Here is a 14,664-nt window from a genome sequence, read left to right on the forward strand (position 1 = left end):
GTGGTTGTGGGTCAGAGGCGTTCGATGATGGTGGCGTTGGCCATGCCCGCGCCCTCACACATGGTCTGCAGGCCGTAGCGACCGCCGGTGGCCTCGAGGTGGTTGACGAGGGTGGACAGCAGGCGGGTGCCCGACGAGCCGAGCGCGTGGCCCAGCGCGATGGCGCCGCCCCACGGGTTGAGCTTGGCCGGGTCGGCGCCCAGCTCGTGTGCCCAGGCGAGCGGCACGGGCGCGAAGGCCTCGTTGACCTCGTAGGCGTCGATGTCGTCGATGCCCAGGCCGGCGCGGGCGAGGACCTTCTGCGTCGCGGGGATCGGCGCGGTGAGCATGAAGACCGGGTCGTCGCCGGCGACGGAGAACGAATGGAAGCGGGCGCGCGGGGTCAGGCCCAGCTTGGTCGCCATCTCCTCGCTCATGATGAGCGCGGCCGACGCACCGTCGGTGAGCGGCGACGAGTTGCCGGGGGTGATGACCCACTGCGCCTCGGGGAACCGGGCGGCGTACTCCTCGGTGTAGAAGGAGGGCTTGAGGCCGGCGAGGCCCTCGGCGGTGGTGGAGGCACGCAGCGTCTCGTCGACGGTGTGCTGCACCTGCTCGCCCGCGGCGTTCTCGACGGTGATCGGGACGATCTCCTTGTCGAAGCGGCCGGCTTCGTAGGCCGCGGCGGCACGCTGGTGCGACTGCGCGGAGTAGGCGTCGAGGGCGTCGCGGTCGAACTTCCACTTCGCGGCGATGAGTTCGGCCGAGATGCCCTGGTTGACCAGTCCCTCGGGATAACGGGCGCGCACGCTCGGGCCGTGGGTGTCCTGACCGAGCGTGGCAGTGCCCATCGGGATGCGGCTCATGGACTCGACACCGCACGCGATGACCATGTCGTAGGCCCCGGCGATGACGCCCTGTGCGGCGAAGTGCGCAGCCTGCTGGCTCGACCCGCACTGGCGGTCGATGGTGGTCGCGGGCACCGACTCGGGGAAGCCGGCGGCGAGGAGCGCGGTGCGCGAGATGTTGAGGGATTGTTCGCCGGCCTGGGCGACGCAGCCGCCGATCACGTCGTCGACCTGCGCGGGATCGATGCCGTTGCGTTCGACGAGCGAACGCAGGACGTGGGCGAGGAGTTCGACGGGATGGGTGCCGGACAGGGCGCCGCCCGGCTTGCCCTTGCCGACGGCGGTACGGACGACGTCGACGATGACAGCGGTGGTCATGACGCTCCTTTCGAAAGTGCAACGTGCGGGCCGGAGACGTTCCCAGCGGCGTACTTATCGATCGCTAAAAGCTCTACCACGGACTTAACGCTCGGTCAATGATCTCTGAGAGCTAGCGCACGCTAAGCACTTCTGATAGTGATGGATCACGACTCGAGTCGAGGAGACGCCCGTGCGCGCAGCGCAATTGATCGAACACGCCGGCCCCGACGCCGTCCGCGTGACCGACATCCCCGAACCCGAGGCGGGCGATTCGCTCGTCCTCGTCGACCTGCACGCCGCCGGTGTGTCCTTCCCCGATCTGCTGCAGACGGCCGGCAGCTACCAGATGGTCCGGCCGCTGCCGTGCGTGCTCGGTGCCGAAGCTGCGGGCATCGTCCGCAGCGCCCCGGAAGGCAGCGGCCTCGTCGCCGGGCAGCGCGTCGCCGTACTGTCCCTCACCGGATCGTGGCAGCAGACCGTCGCACTGCCGCGCGAACTGGTGTTCCCCCTGCCCGACAGCGTCTCGCTCACCGCCGCTGCCGGGATGCTCATGAACTACTTCACGGCGCACTTCGCGCTCGACGAGCGCGCCCGGCACCGGGCCGGCGAGACCGTCCTCGTCCACGGTGCGGCCGGTGGTCTCGGGGTGGCGTCGCTGCAGGTCGCGGCGGCACTCGGACTCGAGACGATCGCGGTGGTGAGCACCGAGGAGAAGGCCGCGGTGGCGAAGGCCAACCGCGCGACCCACACCGTCCTCGCCGAGGATTTCAAGGACCGCGTCCTCGAACTGACCGGTGGGCGCGGAGCGGACATCGTGCTCGATCCCGTCGGCGGCGACCGGTTCACCGACAGCCTGCGCAGCCTCGCGCCGGGTGGGCGTGCCGTCGTTCTCGGTTTCACCGCCGGCAGCATCCCCACCGTGAAGGTCAATCGCCTTCTGCTCGCGAATATTTCGGTCGTCGGTGCCGGGTGGGGTGAGTACCTCCGCACCGTCCCCGACCATCCGGCGCGGCAGTGGGCCGCGCTCGAACCGTTGCTGCGCGACGGGACGCTCGTCGTCCCCGAACCCACGCTCCACCCACTCGCCGAGGCACCCGCCGCACTGCGCTCGCTCGAGAACCGTTCCGCGACCGGCAAGGTCGCGCTCGACCTGACGTCCCGACCCTAGGAGCACAGCCATGACCGACGACCTGCCCGGTGTCGACACCACCGTCGACGACAGCGTCCTGCGCATCACCCTCAACCGTCCCTCGCGGATGAACGCGGTGAAGACCGAGACGCTCGACGCGATTGCCGACGCCTTCGAGAAGTACGCCGACGACACCTCCGTCCGAGTCGCGGTACTCGCCGGCGTCGGTCGCGCGTTCTGCTCGGGCGCCGACCTCTCCGGTCGTGATCTGAGCGCGCCACCCTCCGCCGACACGATCGATGCCGCCAACCGGGTCACCGCCGCGATCCGCGCGTTCCCGCGTCCCGTCGTCGGTGCCGTCAACGGGGCAGCAGCCGGCGTCGGTGTATCCCTTGCTCTCGCATGCGATCTCACCGTGTCGAAGGAGTCGGGCTACTTCCTGCTCGCGTTCACGAAGATCGGGTTGATGCCCGACGGCGGTGCGTCCGCGCTCGTCGCCGCGTCGATCGGTCGCGCGCGGGCACTGAAGATGGCCCTGCTGGCCGAGCGACTCCCGGCCCGGGAGGCCCTGGCTTCCGGGCTCATCGCGGACGTCTACGCGGACGACGAATTCGACGGTGCCGTGGAGGCTCTCGTGCAGCGGCTCGCCGACGGTTCGTCGGCCGCCTTCGCATCGACGAAGAACGCGATCAACGACGCGACGCTCACCGAACTCGACAATGCCTTCGCCCGCGAGCGCGAAGGGCAGCTCGTCCTGCTCGGCAGCGCCGACTTCACCGAGGGTGTGACGGCCTTCCAGGAGAAGCGCACCGCGAACTTCCGTCGCTGAGCCGTCGACGATTTCGGTGGATCCGGCCTCGCCGAGCGGGGCCGGATCCACCGGAATCGTTTCAGGCGTCGGGGATCACGCGTTCGACGGCCGCCCGCACCAACTCGGCGACACGGTCCTCGTCGACGATCCCGGGAAGAGTGAGCCGGTCGAGCACGAGCCAGTTCAACGCGAGATAGAGCAGCACGACGGCGTCCTCACCGCCGGGCAGGCCGGAGTGCCGGTAGTTGGCGATGTTGAAATCCAGGTCGGCGCGCACCCGCTCGGTGAGCAGGGTCTGCAGTTCGGGACGCCGGGTCGCTTCGAGGCGTAGTTCGAGGAGCGCGAGATAGCCGGCGCGGAACCGGATGAGCCGGTCGACCACCTCCGTCATCAGCTCGATCATGGATTCGCGGGTCTGCGGCGACTGCGACTGCGCCATGACCTCGTCGGCGGGCAGGAGCCGCTCGTAGTAGCGATGCCCCACCTGGACGAGCAGCTCGTCACGGTTGGCGAAGTAGTTCGAGGCGGTCCCGACCGGTACCCCCGCCTCCTTGTCGACGGCCCGAAAGGTCAGACCGCGAGCACCGTCGCGTGCGAGCACCTCGATCGAGGCATCCAGCAAGACCTTTCGTCGTTCCGGATTCGTCCTGACCACTTGACACCACTCCATCTGTAGTACTACCTTCGAACCACTTCAGTCATAGTACTACGAATGGTGGTCAAGATGCGAAAGCTCGTCTATTACGTGGCAGTGACCCTCGACGGTTACATCGCAGGCCCGAACGGGGAGTACGACTTCTACCCGATCTGCGACGACATGGCGGCGGCGATGAGCGTGAGATATCCGGAAGCCGTTCCCACCGCGCTCCGCGAACAGGTCGGCATGCCGGTCGACGCGCCGAACAATGAATGGGACACGGTGATCATGGGGCGCGGCGCCTACGAACCCGGCCTCTCGCTGGGACTCACGAGCCCGTACAGCCACATGCAGCAGTACGTCGTGTCCCGAACTCTCGCGCCGGTAGACGATCCGCAGGTTCGGATTGTCGACACCGACCCGGTCGAGCTGGTCCGAAAGCTGAAGGCAGAAGAGGGGCTCGACATCTGGCTCTGCGGTGGCGGCAACATCGCAGGGCAACTGGTCGACGAGATCGACCGGCTGATCTTCAAGAGCTATCCGGTGATCGCGGGCGACGGCATCCCGGCGCTGTCGGGCAACTTCGTCCCCACGCGATTCGACGTCACCGCCCGCGAGGAGTTCTCCAACGGCACACAGGTCACCTGGTTCGACCGCCGCTGAATCCCGATCGTCTCAGGCGCCGACGGTCTTGAGCGCGATACCCACGTACTTCTGTGCGACGGCCTCGGGACCGAGCGTGCCCTCCGCGTGGTACCAGCGCGGGATCGACTGGCACATGCCGAGCAGGGCGCGCGTCGTCTCGGCGGGATCGTCCACGTCGAACACATCCGCGGCGACGCCCTCCTCGACGATCTGGCGCACCAGCTGCTCGACACCCTTGCGCACCGCGCGGTAGCGCTGGCGGTTCTCGGGACTCAGATAGCGGGCCTCGCCCTCGAGCGCGGCGAGCCGAGCCCGCATCGTCATGCGCAGCACGATCGCCTCGATGACGTTGGACAGCCTGCGCACCGGGTCGCCCTCGGCGTCCTCGGCCGCGGCGTGCGCCCGGGAGAGCACATCGCTCGTGGACAACTCCAGAAGGGCGATGAGCAGCCCTTCCTTGTTCTCGTGATGGTAGTAGAGAGCCGGAACGGTGACGCCGACGCGACGCGCGATCTCCCGCACCGACGTGCCGTGGAAGCCGGTCTCGTAGAACGCGTCGAGGGCGGCGGTGAGGATGGGGCTGAGCTGCATCGGTTCGAGGATGCGCCAGTCCGGGATCGCCTCACCGTTGGTGAGGGTGTCGGCCCCGTCGCTCGAAGCACCCATGAACTGCCCCTACCTACCGATCGCTACTTCACACGGACGCCCCGAGGATACCCGTATGTTTTGCGCCCGAACGATCGGAGAGTGGGCGGTATCACCCCATCGGATCGTCGACACCGCCGCGCGCGGTGTCGTGGAAGGGCGCGAGGAAGGATCCCCAGCGCACGCATTCCCACCCGCCGGACACAGGCGCCAGCTCGACCGTCTCGGTGTTGGCCAGGTGATTCGTGATGGCGAAACCCGCCGGCACCTTCCCCAGATAGGCCGCCACGAGCCGGATGGCGGCACCGTGGCTGACGACCACGACGTCGCCCGAGCCGGCGTCGAGATAATCGCTGCGCAGCGAGTCGAGGACGGGCAGATACCGGTCGAGCACGTCGAGCGCCGATTCGCCACCCGGGACCCGTGCCCGCAGGTCGCCGTTGTGCCACTCCTCGTAGACCTTCATGAACAGCTTGTGCGACTCCTCGTCGCTGCGGTCCTCGAGCTCGCCGACCTGCACCTCGTGCACGCCCTCGCGGACGCTCGTCTCCAGCGACACCGCCGCTCCCGCGTGGTCGGCCGTCTGCCGGGCCCGCAGTGCCTGCGACGCGACGAGCAGCGACGGCGTCCGCTCGACGAGGTTCTTCCCGAGCGTGCGGGCCTGTTCGACGCCGAGCTCGGTGAGCTCCGCTCCGGGAAGCTTGGTATCGAGCCTCCGGGCGACGTTCGCCACCGTCTGGCCGTGCCGGGCCAGGATCAATCTGCCGCTCACCGTCAGTCCTCTCCGCGCCGCAGCCGGTCGAGCCACCGCGCATCCTCGTCGTCCGACACGGGCGGGACACCGTGTTCGGATACCGCGGGCCACGATCCGAGGAACCGCACCTGCGCGAAGCGGTGCAGTCCCTGCAACGCCTCGGCGACCAGGGCGTCGTCGATGTGGCCCACACAGTCCAAGTGGAAGAAGTAGGTGCCGTATTCCCTGCGGGTCGGCCGGGATTCGATACGGGACAGATCGATTCCGCGCGTGGCGAACTCGGTGATCGCGCGCACCAGCGAACCCGGCTCGTTGGGCAGCTGCAGCACGACCGAGGTGCGGTCGACACCGGTGCGTTTCGGCACCGGCCGCGGCCGGGTGACGAGCACGAAGCGGGTGCGGGCGCCCTCGAAGTCGGCGACCTTGTCGGCGAGAACCGACAGGCCGAGCCGCTGCCCGGCGAGTGCGGTGGACACGGCCGCGTCGACCTTGCCGGACGCGACGTCCTCGGCCGCTCCCGCATTCGAGGCGGCGGTCACGACCTCGGCGGCGGGCAGATGGTCCTCGATCCAGCGACGCACCTGCGCCGCGGCCACCGGATAGGCGCCGATCGTGCGGACCCGATCGCGCGTGATCCCGTCGCGGGTGACCACCGTGAACGCGATGTCGAGTTCGGCCTCGGCAACGATCTGCAGGCGCGGCCCGAGCGCCAGGGCGTCCATGGTGGGCGGCACCGAGCCCTCCACCGAGCTCTCGATGGGAACGACGGCACCGTCGACCTGCCGGTCGCGCAGGAGTTGCAGAGCGGCCGGTGGGCTGGCCGCGGCGACGCGTTCGACGTCCGCGGACTCGTCGCCGAGCACGTCGAGTGCACCGAGGCTCTCGAAACGGTCGAGGGCCATCTCGGTGAACGTTCCCGACGGTCCGAAATAAGCGATACGTGGCACGAGTACGAGGTTACGCACCGTCCGTGACCGGGAGGTGGAGTCCGCGTGAACCCGGATCAGCCCACGCCGAGATCGAGCGCTTCGAGATCCCGGACGACGCCGTCGGTCTCGTCGACCTCCACGACCAGGAGGATCTCCCGCACCGCGGCGGCCGCCTCGGGGACAAGCCGCCGGAGCCGGGCCACGTCGGGAGTCGCGAGGGCGGCCCGGACATCGAAACCGCTCAGCGCCGCGACGGTGGCGGCGAGCAGGGCGACCACGTCGTCGGTGCCGGTCGCGCGGGCGGCGTAGCCCGTGTCGGTGTGGGCGAGGACGGCGAGGAAATCGGCGACGGCCTCGGCCCCGCGACCTGCGGTCAGGCCCGGGATGTGGCCGGCCTCGGTGAGCGCGCGGGCAGCGTCGGCGAGCGCGGCGTCGGACACGTGCGGGTACACCACCAGGGGTGCGGGCGCGGTGATCGCGAGAACGTCCTCGAGATCCTCGGCCGAACACTCGACCTGATAGCGGATCGGGCGCCACCCGGCGGGCGAGGGAAGTTCGGTCGAGGCATCGAGTTCGACGACGAGCTCGCGGGTCGGCGATCCGGTGACGGCGGCGGCCGGGACGATCGGCGGGGCGAGCATGCGGCCGGTCGCGGCGAGAGCGCCGGTGAGGGTGTCGTGCCGGCGGGTGAGCAACGCGTCGAGCAATCCCCGCGATTCGTCGCGGGACGGCGGCATTCCGAGGGGAAGAGGGATCGGCACCGGTCCAGGCTACCGACGGAGCACTTGCGACCGCGGTCACAATGACTTAGGTTTGCCTCACCTACATGAAGAAGGAGGGTCGGCATGCAGACCACCACATCCGTCGTTCCCGCGCCCACCACGGCCGAACGCGTACGCACCGCCCTCATCCGGGCCGACACGACCCAGCTCGCGATCGACGGATGCGACCCGCTGCCCACCTTCGTCCACCATCTCCTCGACGACGGGCGGGTCGCCGTCGCCGTCGCCGAGGACAGCCTCCCCGTCGCACTCGCCTGGCAGGCCGGGAACGCCGGAATCCCCGCGATGCTCGAACTCACCGACCACTCGCCGATCGCACTGCGCAACCCGGTGCGGTCGCTCATCTGGCTCAGCGGCACCCTGCGTCCGGTCGAACATCCCCGCCGGCTCGCCGCCGAGATCGCCGAGATCCTCCCGCATCCCGAACTCCTCGACGTCGGACACTGCTCCGAACTGCTGTGCCTGCGCCTCGACTCCATCGTCGCCGCCGACACCACCGGCGCCGAAGCCGTCGACGTCACCGACGTCCTCGACGCTGCTCCCGACCCCTTCGCAGCGCTCGAGACCGGCTGGCTCCAACATCTCGAACAGGACCACGCCGACATCGTGCGGCAGATCGCGCGACGGATTCCGCCCGCGCATCGCGGCGGACGGATCCGCCCACTCGGCCTCGATCGTTACGGCCTGCGCCTGCGTGTCGAGTCCGAAGGCGACGACCACGACGTGCGCATCCCTTTCCACGAGCCGGTCGACGACCCCGCGGCCCTGAGCCGCGCACTGCGCCTGCTGGTCGGCTGCCCCTTCCGCAACGGACTGCCGCCGCGGGCCTGAGTATTCCGCCACGATGCAGACCCGAAGACCCGGCCGGTCGGCGGCTGATTCGGAGAGGTCGTACCGATCATCAGCAGGATGGCGCGCACGACCCACTCGCCCACCGCGCACCGTCCGGCACAATCGCTCCGGTGACGACCCTCCGCGACTGGCTGCGGCCCGCCGCCCGCAACCCCGAGCCGCCCCTCGACCCTGCCGAGCGCCGCGCGCTGTGGATCGAGATCACCATCGTCCTGCTCGTCACCTTCGGCCTGAGCGGAATCTCGTCGATCCTGTCGCTGGCCGAGGCGGCGCTGGCACCGGAACCACTGTCGGATCAGACGGTGGCCCTGAACACGCCACGCTCGTCGCAGGGATTCATCGATCTCGCCCGGCAGCTTCTCGGCATCGTGCGGTTGCTCGCCTGGGGCGCTCTCGGTCTGTACCTGTTGTGGCGCAGCGGCGTCGGTCCGAGACTCGCAGGTCTCGCCCGGCCCGGCCTGCGGCGCGATCTGCTGCCCGGCGTGGGTCTGGCCGCGCTGATCGGGCTCCCCGGCCTCGTGTTGTACCTGGTGGCGCGCGCGGCCGGCCTGAACCTGACGGTCGCGCCGAGCCTGCTCGAGGACTACTGGTGGCGGCTGCCCACCGAGGTGCTGTGGGCGATCGCCAATTCCGGTGCGGAGGAGATCCTGGTCGTCGCCTATCTCCTCACCCGTCTGCGGCAGCTCGGCTGGTCGGAGAACTCGTCGCTGCTCGCCTCCGCGCTGCTCCGCGGCAGTTATCACCTCTACCAGGGCATCGGCGGCGGGTTCGGCAACGTGGTCATGGGCCTGGTGTTCGGGCGGTACTGGCAGCGAACCGGGCGGTTGTGGCCGCTCGTGATCGCCCACGCTCTCATCGACACCGTCGCCTTCGTCGGCTACCAAGCACTGAGGGGCCACGTCTCCTGGCTGCCCTGACCGTAGAGTTGTCCGGGTGAACGGCGACCCTCGCGACCCCCGGAACCGGCCGCGACCTCCGCAGGGCCCTCCTCCCGGCCGGTCCGTACCTCGCGGTGGCGTGCCGCCCCATCGTTCCGGTGGTGTGCCGCCGCGTCGCCCCGACGCCGTGCCCCCGTCTCCCGAAGGCACCCAGGTTCTCCGGCGCGACGGCCGGCCACAGTCACCGCAGGCGTGGTCGCAGGCGCCGGCACCGAACTACCGGCCCGCTCGGACTCCCCGGCAGGACCGGCAGCAACCGCCGCCACAGCAGCAACGCCGCGAGTGGGCTCCGACGCAACGACCCGAACGGTTCGCCGAACCTGCCCCGCGCCGGCGACCGTCACGTGGGAACACACCCCCGCCCGCTCCCCCTCGCCGTCCCGCGGCCCCGTCGTCGCGACCTGCACCGAGACGTCCGCTCGGTGCCCGGCGCATCCTGCGGCGACTGGCGATCGTCGCGGTCGTGCTCGTCGTCGCCATGGGCGCGAGCATGGTCTACCTCGACGGCAAGCTCGCGCGCGTCGATGCGCTGGCCGACTACGACGGTCGCGTCGGCGACACTCCCGGTACGAACTGGCTGCTCGTCGGTTCCGACAGCCGGGTGGGCCTCACCCCCGAGCAGGAACAGGAACTCGCGACCGGCGGGGAGGTCGGGGCCGACCGCACCGACACCGTCCTGCTCGTCCACATCCCGCCCGGTGGGGGCGCGACGACGATGGTTTCCCTGCCCCGCGACTCCTACGTGAGCGTGCCGGGCTTCGGTCAGGACAAACTCAACGCGTCCTTCGCGCTGGGCGGGCCGCAACTACTCGTGCAGACGGTGGAGGGCGCGACCGGTGTGCACATCGACCACTACGCCGAGATCGGTTTCGGTGGATTCGCGTCGATCGTCGATGCGGTCGGCGGGGTCGACCTCTGCGTGCCGTACCCGATCGACGATCCGCTCGCCGGGCTCAGGCTCGAAGCAGGATGCCAGGAGCTGACCGGACCGCAGGCACTCGGCTTCGTCCGCACGCGCGCGACTCCGCTCGCCGATCTGGACCGGATGAACAACCAGCGTCTGTTCCTCTCGGCGCTGCTGAGCAAGGCGACGAGCCCCGGCACCTTCCTGAACCCCTTCCGGGCGTGGTCGCTGATGTCCGGTGCGGCCGGGTCGATGCGGGTCGACGACGGCGACCACTTGTGGAACCTCGCACGACTGGCGTGGGCGATGCGCGGCGAGACGGTCACCACCACCGTTCCGGTGGGCGGATTCGACGACGTCTACGGCATCGGCAACGTCCTGCTGTGGGACCGCGAGCGTGCCGTACCGTTCTTCGGAGCGATCTCGGAGGGCGATCCGATCCCGCCGGACCTTCTCGCCCCGGCCCCTTGACACGGCCCCGAGAAGAGATCTCGATCTTGGGTAAGGCTGTCCGAATTTCCCGTAGGGTAGCCGACACTGCGAAGCGCAAGGGTAGCCAATGCTTGGATGAAAAGGTCGTTGACCTGCATTAACGTCGTGATCATGACAACGATGGGCGAGATGACCAAGACCAAGTTCCACACGCTGCTGCACGACCAGATCCGCCACGAGTTCACGGCGTCGCATCAGTACATCGCCGTCGCGGTCTTCTACGACAACGCCGATCTCCCGCAGCTGGCGAAGCACTTCTACGCGCAGGCCGTCGAGGAACGCAACCACGCCATGATGATCGTCCAGTACTTCCTGGACCGCGACATGGCCGTCGACCTCACGGGAGTCGACGCGGTGCAGTCGATGTTCGAGGATGCCCGCGAGCCGATCGCATTGGCCCTCACCCAGGAGAAGAAGGTCACCGATCAGATCGTCGAGCTCGCCCGCACCGCGCGCGACGAGGGCGACTATCTCGGCGAGCAGTTCATGCAGTGGTTCCTGCAGGAACAGGTCGAGGAGGTCGCGACGATGACGACCCTGCTGACCGTGGCCGATCGTGCCGGCGAGAACCTCTTCAACCTCGAGGACTTCGTGGCCCGCGAGCTGAACTCGAAGCCGAACGAACCGCGCGACAACGCCCCGCTCGCCGCCGGCGGCGCCATCTGACCGTTTCTCCATCCGGGGACAGCCCACCCGGAACGACGAAGGCCACCTCCCGCGGGAGGTGGCCTTCGTGCTCTCGCCGGAAGATCGGCGCAGGGATGGTCAGCGCAGGGTGACCTGACGGCTTCGCAGACCGTCGCGCGACCGTCGCTCGGCGGCGGTGAGCGGGTCGTCCACGGCCAGGGCCTCGTCGAGACGCCGGCCGAACTCGATGGTCGGGGCGACCCACTCGTCCGGGTGCTTGTCGCGGTCGAGATCGAACACCGGCACCAGCAGGCCGTGGGTGCGGAACGAACCGGCGAACCGCGATCCCTCACCGAGGTGCAGGCCACCCGCCGCATGCACGCGCGACAACGCGGCCATCAGCGCGTCCTCGTCCTCGGGTCGCACCCACCGCAGGTGCGCCTTCTCGCCCGGATCGACCCACCACGCGCCGCGGAGGCCGTCGCCTTCGAGCCGCGCCGACGGCAGCACGGCCTCGTTCGCGTGCTTGACGGTGTGGGCGATCTCGGCGCTCGGTTCGACCCCCGCCGGGATCCACCAGTCGAAGTCGTTGTGGACGGTGATCGCCGGCACGACCGCCGGGTCGATCAGGTCCGCCAGCGGCGGGGTGTCGTCGTCGACGTTCGCGACCTGCAGCGACGATCCCGGCTCGGCCGTGTGCGCCCAGTGCAGGGCCGCGGCCAGTTCGCCCGCCGGATCGGGGCCGAAGCCGGCGGCGAGCTGCAGGCCGACGTACGCGACCGGCGCACCGTTCTCCTCGCGGACCAGTGCCGCAACCCCGCCGGGAAGGATGGTCGCACCCACGACGCGGCGGCCGTCCTCGGCGGCGGGCAGCTCCGCGAGGGCCGACGGCACGAACTCGCGCAGCGCCACGAGATCGCATTCGAAGGCGAGTCCTTCGAAAGGCCGGGACGTCGCGGCGGCCGCCGCTTCCCGCTCGAGCCGGCGCTGCTCGAGCTTCGCGGCGCGATTGCTGCCGGGCTTGGGTCCGCTGTTTCTCTTGCTCTTCTTGGCCACGGCGTCAACCTACACGGCGACCCGGATCGCGATGCCGAGGTCGCGGGACGAGGTGGGGGTGCTCATCGGTCGAACGCGGCGTCGAGTTGCAGCTTGGTGCGGCCCGGGTGGTTCGTGGCGACCCATCCCACGCCCAGTTCACGGCACAACTCGACGTCGGCGGGGTCGTCGACGGTCCAGCAGTAGGTTGCCCGGCCGGACAGGGCCGCCCGGTCGACGAGGTCGCGGTGCTCACGCAATGTCGCGATGGAAGGTCCCACGGCGGTCGCGCCGACGGTGGTGGCGGCGCTCCCCCGCAGGTAGCGCGACGTCTCTCCCAGCAGCACGGTGGGCAGCAGCGGCGCGGCGCGGCGGATGCGCCAGACGGCACCGGCCGCGAACGACATCACCACCACCCGGGAGAAGTCGGCGGAGGCCGGAGTCGCGAGACCGAATCGTGCGAGCTCGGCGAGCAGTGTGTTTTCGACGAGGCCGCCGTAGCGGACGGGATGCTTGGTCTCGACGAAGACCTTCACCGGGACACTCGTGAAGTCCATGACGAGTTCGAGCAGTTGCCGCAGGGTGAGCAGGCCGGCAGGTTCGCCGGGCCGTCCGTAATCGAACTGTGCCAGTTCGTCGAGTGTCATCTCGCTGACGACACCGGTGCCGTTCGACGTCCGGTCGATCGTGCGGTCGTGCACACACACCAGGTGGCCGTCGCGGGTGAGCCGCACGTCGCATTCGACGCCGTCGGCGCCTTCCTTCAACGCGAGTTCGTACGCCCCGATCGTGTGTTCCGGGAGCGCGGCCGACGCACCGCGATGCGCGACGACCCGTGGGTGCGCACTGCGGGTCACGGCGCCACCGCCTCGGCGCGCTCCTCGTCCTCGACTCGTTCCGCGGGTCCGGCGTGCTCTTCCCGAGCGTCGGCCTCGACCTGCTCCCGCTCGCGGGCGACGGCGGCGGGGACGATCGGTGCGATCGGCGATGCGGCCGGGCCGGTCGCCTGGGTGAACCGGCGACGGCGCAACGGCCGTCCCCACAGGTCGGCGTCGTCGAACAGGCGCAGCACGTGCAGGGTCGCGAGCGCGACGACCGCCCCGAGCACCGCGAGAACTGCGGTGAACAGAACACCGTCGGCGCGGGCCTGCAGCGTGTCGCGCTGACGCCACGCGAGGAGCGCCACGACGAGCACAGCGTCGACCACCCACAGCACCCACCAGGTGCGGATCGCGCGGAGCAACCGGGGGTCGCGGTCGGCGATCTCGGTCAGGAAGACACCGGGCATCGCCAGGTTGAGGCCCGGAACGACGAGCCCCGCCAGGATGGACAGCGGCGAACGCGAGTCGGCGAGACCTCGCTCGGCGTAGACACGCCGGCGCAGGTCGATGAGGCGGAGTCCGGACGCGACCGCCGCGGCCAGTGCCACGACCGGACCGACGACCTGGGTCGCCCACACCGCGGCATCCGACACCGCGAGCACGAGTGGGTCGACGAGCCGGGTGCGGTTGAACAACAACAACCCGTACCGGACGGCTTCTGCGACCGCTGCGAGACCGAAGACGACGGCGGTACCGACGAGCAGCGTCGGTGCGAGGTCGGCGGCGATGTCGGCGCTGCCGGGTTCGTCGTGGTCGTCGGCCGGGAGCGGATCGAGCAGTCCCCAGCGCGGCATCTCGCGGTAGGACGGTGTCCCGGACTCCGGGCGGGGCTGCGGCTGCGACGTCTGTCCGGTGGTCGGAAGACCACCCGCGGGGCGCGCGACCCAGCGGAAGTTGCGGCGCGAGGGAGGAACGGATCCGTCGGGGGCGACGGGCGAGAGCAGCACACCGCGGCAGGCCGGGCACCACTGCCGCGGCTGATAGGTCACGGGCCAGCGATTCTCACAGCGCACACAGATCTGATAGGCCGACATCAATAGATCTTCGCCGGTTCGTCGCGCTCGGAGACGAGCGGAAGTCCGTGCTTCTGCCACGCCACCATGCCGCCCGCCACCTGGAAGGTGTCGTACCCGAGGCGGGCCAGGTATTCGACCGCTCCGAGGGAGCGGCCGCCCTGCCTGCAGATCACGTAGATCTCGGCGTCGGGGTCGAGTTCCTCGATGCGGGCGGGCACGTCGGCGAGCGGAACGTGCAGCGCGCCGGGGGCGTGTCCGAGTTCCCATTCGTCGTCCTCGCGGACGTCGAGGAGGACGACCTCATCGCCCGGTTCGGGTACCAGGTCGACCGACACGGTGGGCACGTCGGAAAAGCTCACGTCTCAATAGTGGCACGCGCCGTGAGCCGATGTGGGCGTGG

The 14,664-nt window shown here is 69.7% G+C and carries 17 protein-coding genes; 7 read left to right on the forward strand and 10 right to left on the reverse strand.

Going from position 1 to position 14,664, the window contains the following annotated elements; translation table 11 throughout:
* Positions 1 to 11: 11 nt before the first annotated feature.
* Positions 12 to 1,205 carry a thiolase family protein gene (locus PV766_RS19535; protein ID WP_421097679.1) on the reverse strand — a complete coding sequence of 398 codons (1,194 nt, stop codon included), beginning with the start codon at positions 1,203 to 1,205 and terminating at the stop codon, positions 12 to 14.
* A 172-nt stretch (positions 1,206 to 1,377) separates the two neighbouring features.
* Here PV766_RS19535 and PV766_RS19540 point away from each other — a divergent pair, with 172 nt between their 5' ends.
* Both PV766_RS19540 and PV766_RS19545 read left to right on the forward strand, forming a co-directional pair.
* The gene (locus PV766_RS19540; RefSeq protein WP_421097680.1) at positions 1,378 to 2,355 is read left to right on the forward strand and encodes an NADPH:quinone oxidoreductase family protein; all 978 of its coding nucleotides are present in this window, start codon (positions 1,378 to 1,380) and stop codon (positions 2,353 to 2,355) included.
* A gap of 10 nt (positions 2,356 to 2,365) precedes the next feature.
* Positions 2,366 to 3,145 (forward strand): enoyl-CoA hydratase, encoded by a 780-nt coding sequence (locus PV766_RS19545; RefSeq protein ID WP_421097681.1) that lies wholly within the window; start codon positions 2,366 to 2,368, stop codon positions 3,143 to 3,145.
* A 61-nt stretch (positions 3,146 to 3,206) separates the two neighbouring features.
* Here the strand turns inward: PV766_RS19545 and PV766_RS19550 are convergent, their stop codons facing one another.
* Positions 3,207 to 3,782, reverse strand: coding sequence for a TetR/AcrR family transcriptional regulator (locus PV766_RS19550; RefSeq protein WP_016932120.1), 576 nt, complete (start codon positions 3,780 to 3,782; stop codon positions 3,207 to 3,209).
* A gap of 69 nt (positions 3,783 to 3,851) precedes the next feature.
* On the opposite strand from PV766_RS19550, the gene PV766_RS19555 reads away from it, so the two are divergent.
* The gene (locus tag PV766_RS19555; RefSeq protein WP_421097697.1) at positions 3,852 to 4,427 is read left to right on the forward strand and encodes a dihydrofolate reductase family protein; all 576 of its coding nucleotides are present in this window, start codon (positions 3,852 to 3,854) and stop codon (positions 4,425 to 4,427) included.
* A 12-nt stretch (positions 4,428 to 4,439) separates the two neighbouring features.
* Here the strand turns inward: PV766_RS19555 and PV766_RS19560 are convergent, their stop codons facing one another.
* From PV766_RS19560 to PV766_RS19575, 4 genes are all read right to left on the reverse strand, one after another.
* Positions 4,440 to 5,075: a TetR/AcrR family transcriptional regulator gene (locus PV766_RS19560; protein ID WP_016932122.1), complete on the reverse strand. Its 636-nt coding sequence runs from the start codon at positions 5,073 to 5,075 to the stop codon at positions 4,440 to 4,442.
* A gap of 91 nt (positions 5,076 to 5,166) precedes the next feature.
* Entirely contained in the window at positions 5,167 to 5,826 is a 660-nt protein-coding gene (locus PV766_RS19565; RefSeq protein ID WP_172506071.1) for a histidine phosphatase family protein, read from the reverse strand.
* 2 nt (positions 5,827 to 5,828) lie between these two features.
* The gene (pheA, locus tag PV766_RS19570) at positions 5,829 to 6,755 is read right to left on the reverse strand and encodes a prephenate dehydratase (RefSeq protein ID WP_016932124.1); all 927 of its coding nucleotides are present in this window, start codon (positions 6,753 to 6,755) and stop codon (positions 5,829 to 5,831) included.
* A 56-nt stretch (positions 6,756 to 6,811) separates the two neighbouring features.
* Entirely contained in the window at positions 6,812 to 7,474 is a 663-nt protein-coding gene (locus PV766_RS19575) for a hypothetical protein (RefSeq protein ID WP_016932125.1), read from the reverse strand.
* A gap of 108 nt (positions 7,475 to 7,582) precedes the next feature.
* Here PV766_RS19575 and PV766_RS19580 point away from each other — a divergent pair, with 108 nt between their 5' ends.
* From PV766_RS19580 to PV766_RS19595, 4 genes are all read left to right on the forward strand, one after another.
* Complete coding sequence (locus PV766_RS19580) at positions 7,583 to 8,350, forward strand: DUF2470 domain-containing protein (RefSeq protein ID WP_421097682.1); 768 nt, start codon at positions 7,583 to 7,585, stop codon at positions 8,348 to 8,350.
* Positions 8,351 to 8,481: 131 nt separating this feature from the next.
* Positions 8,482 to 9,288 carry a CPBP family intramembrane glutamic endopeptidase gene (locus PV766_RS19585; RefSeq protein ID WP_016932127.1) on the forward strand — a complete coding sequence of 269 codons (807 nt, stop codon included), beginning with the start codon at positions 8,482 to 8,484 and terminating at the stop codon, positions 9,286 to 9,288.
* Between the two features lie 100 nt (positions 9,289 to 9,388).
* Positions 9,389 to 10,684 (forward strand): LCP family protein, encoded by a 1,296-nt coding sequence (locus PV766_RS19590; protein WP_421097683.1) that lies wholly within the window; start codon positions 9,389 to 9,391, stop codon positions 10,682 to 10,684.
* Positions 10,685 to 10,825: 141 nt separating this feature from the next.
* Positions 10,826 to 11,371 carry a ferritin gene (locus PV766_RS19595; RefSeq protein WP_016932129.1) on the forward strand — a complete coding sequence of 182 codons (546 nt, stop codon included), beginning with the start codon at positions 10,826 to 10,828 and terminating at the stop codon, positions 11,369 to 11,371.
* A gap of 99 nt (positions 11,372 to 11,470) precedes the next feature.
* On the opposite strand, the gene PV766_RS19600 is transcribed toward PV766_RS19595, so the two are convergent.
* From PV766_RS19600 to PV766_RS19615, 4 genes are all read right to left on the reverse strand, one after another.
* Positions 11,471 to 12,388, reverse strand: a complete 918-nt coding sequence (locus PV766_RS19600) for a DUF5926 family protein (RefSeq protein ID WP_016932130.1) — start codon at positions 12,386 to 12,388, stop codon at positions 11,471 to 11,473.
* Between the two features lie 62 nt (positions 12,389 to 12,450).
* The gene (locus tag PV766_RS19605) at positions 12,451 to 13,224 is read right to left on the reverse strand and encodes a glycerophosphodiester phosphodiesterase (RefSeq protein ID WP_016932131.1); all 774 of its coding nucleotides are present in this window, start codon (positions 13,222 to 13,224) and stop codon (positions 12,451 to 12,453) included.
* Positions 13,221 to 14,282 carry a DUF4328 domain-containing protein gene (locus PV766_RS19610; RefSeq protein ID WP_016932132.1) on the reverse strand — a complete coding sequence of 354 codons (1,062 nt, stop codon included), beginning with the start codon at positions 14,280 to 14,282 and terminating at the stop codon, positions 13,221 to 13,223. Before PV766_RS19610 ends, PV766_RS19605 begins: the two co-directional genes overlap by 4 nt.
* Positions 14,282 to 14,608, reverse strand: coding sequence for a rhodanese-like domain-containing protein (locus PV766_RS19615; protein WP_016932133.1), 327 nt, complete (start codon positions 14,606 to 14,608; stop codon positions 14,282 to 14,284). The genes PV766_RS19610 and PV766_RS19615 overlap by 1 nt, the downstream gene beginning before the upstream one ends.
* Between the last annotated feature and the right edge of the window lie 56 nt (positions 14,609 to 14,664).

Origin of the sequence: Rhodococcus sp. As11 (assembly GCF_048957735.1) — a bacterium.
GTDB classification, from domain to species: Bacteria; Actinomycetota; Actinomycetes; order Mycobacteriales; family Mycobacteriaceae; genus Rhodococcus; species Rhodococcus gordoniae.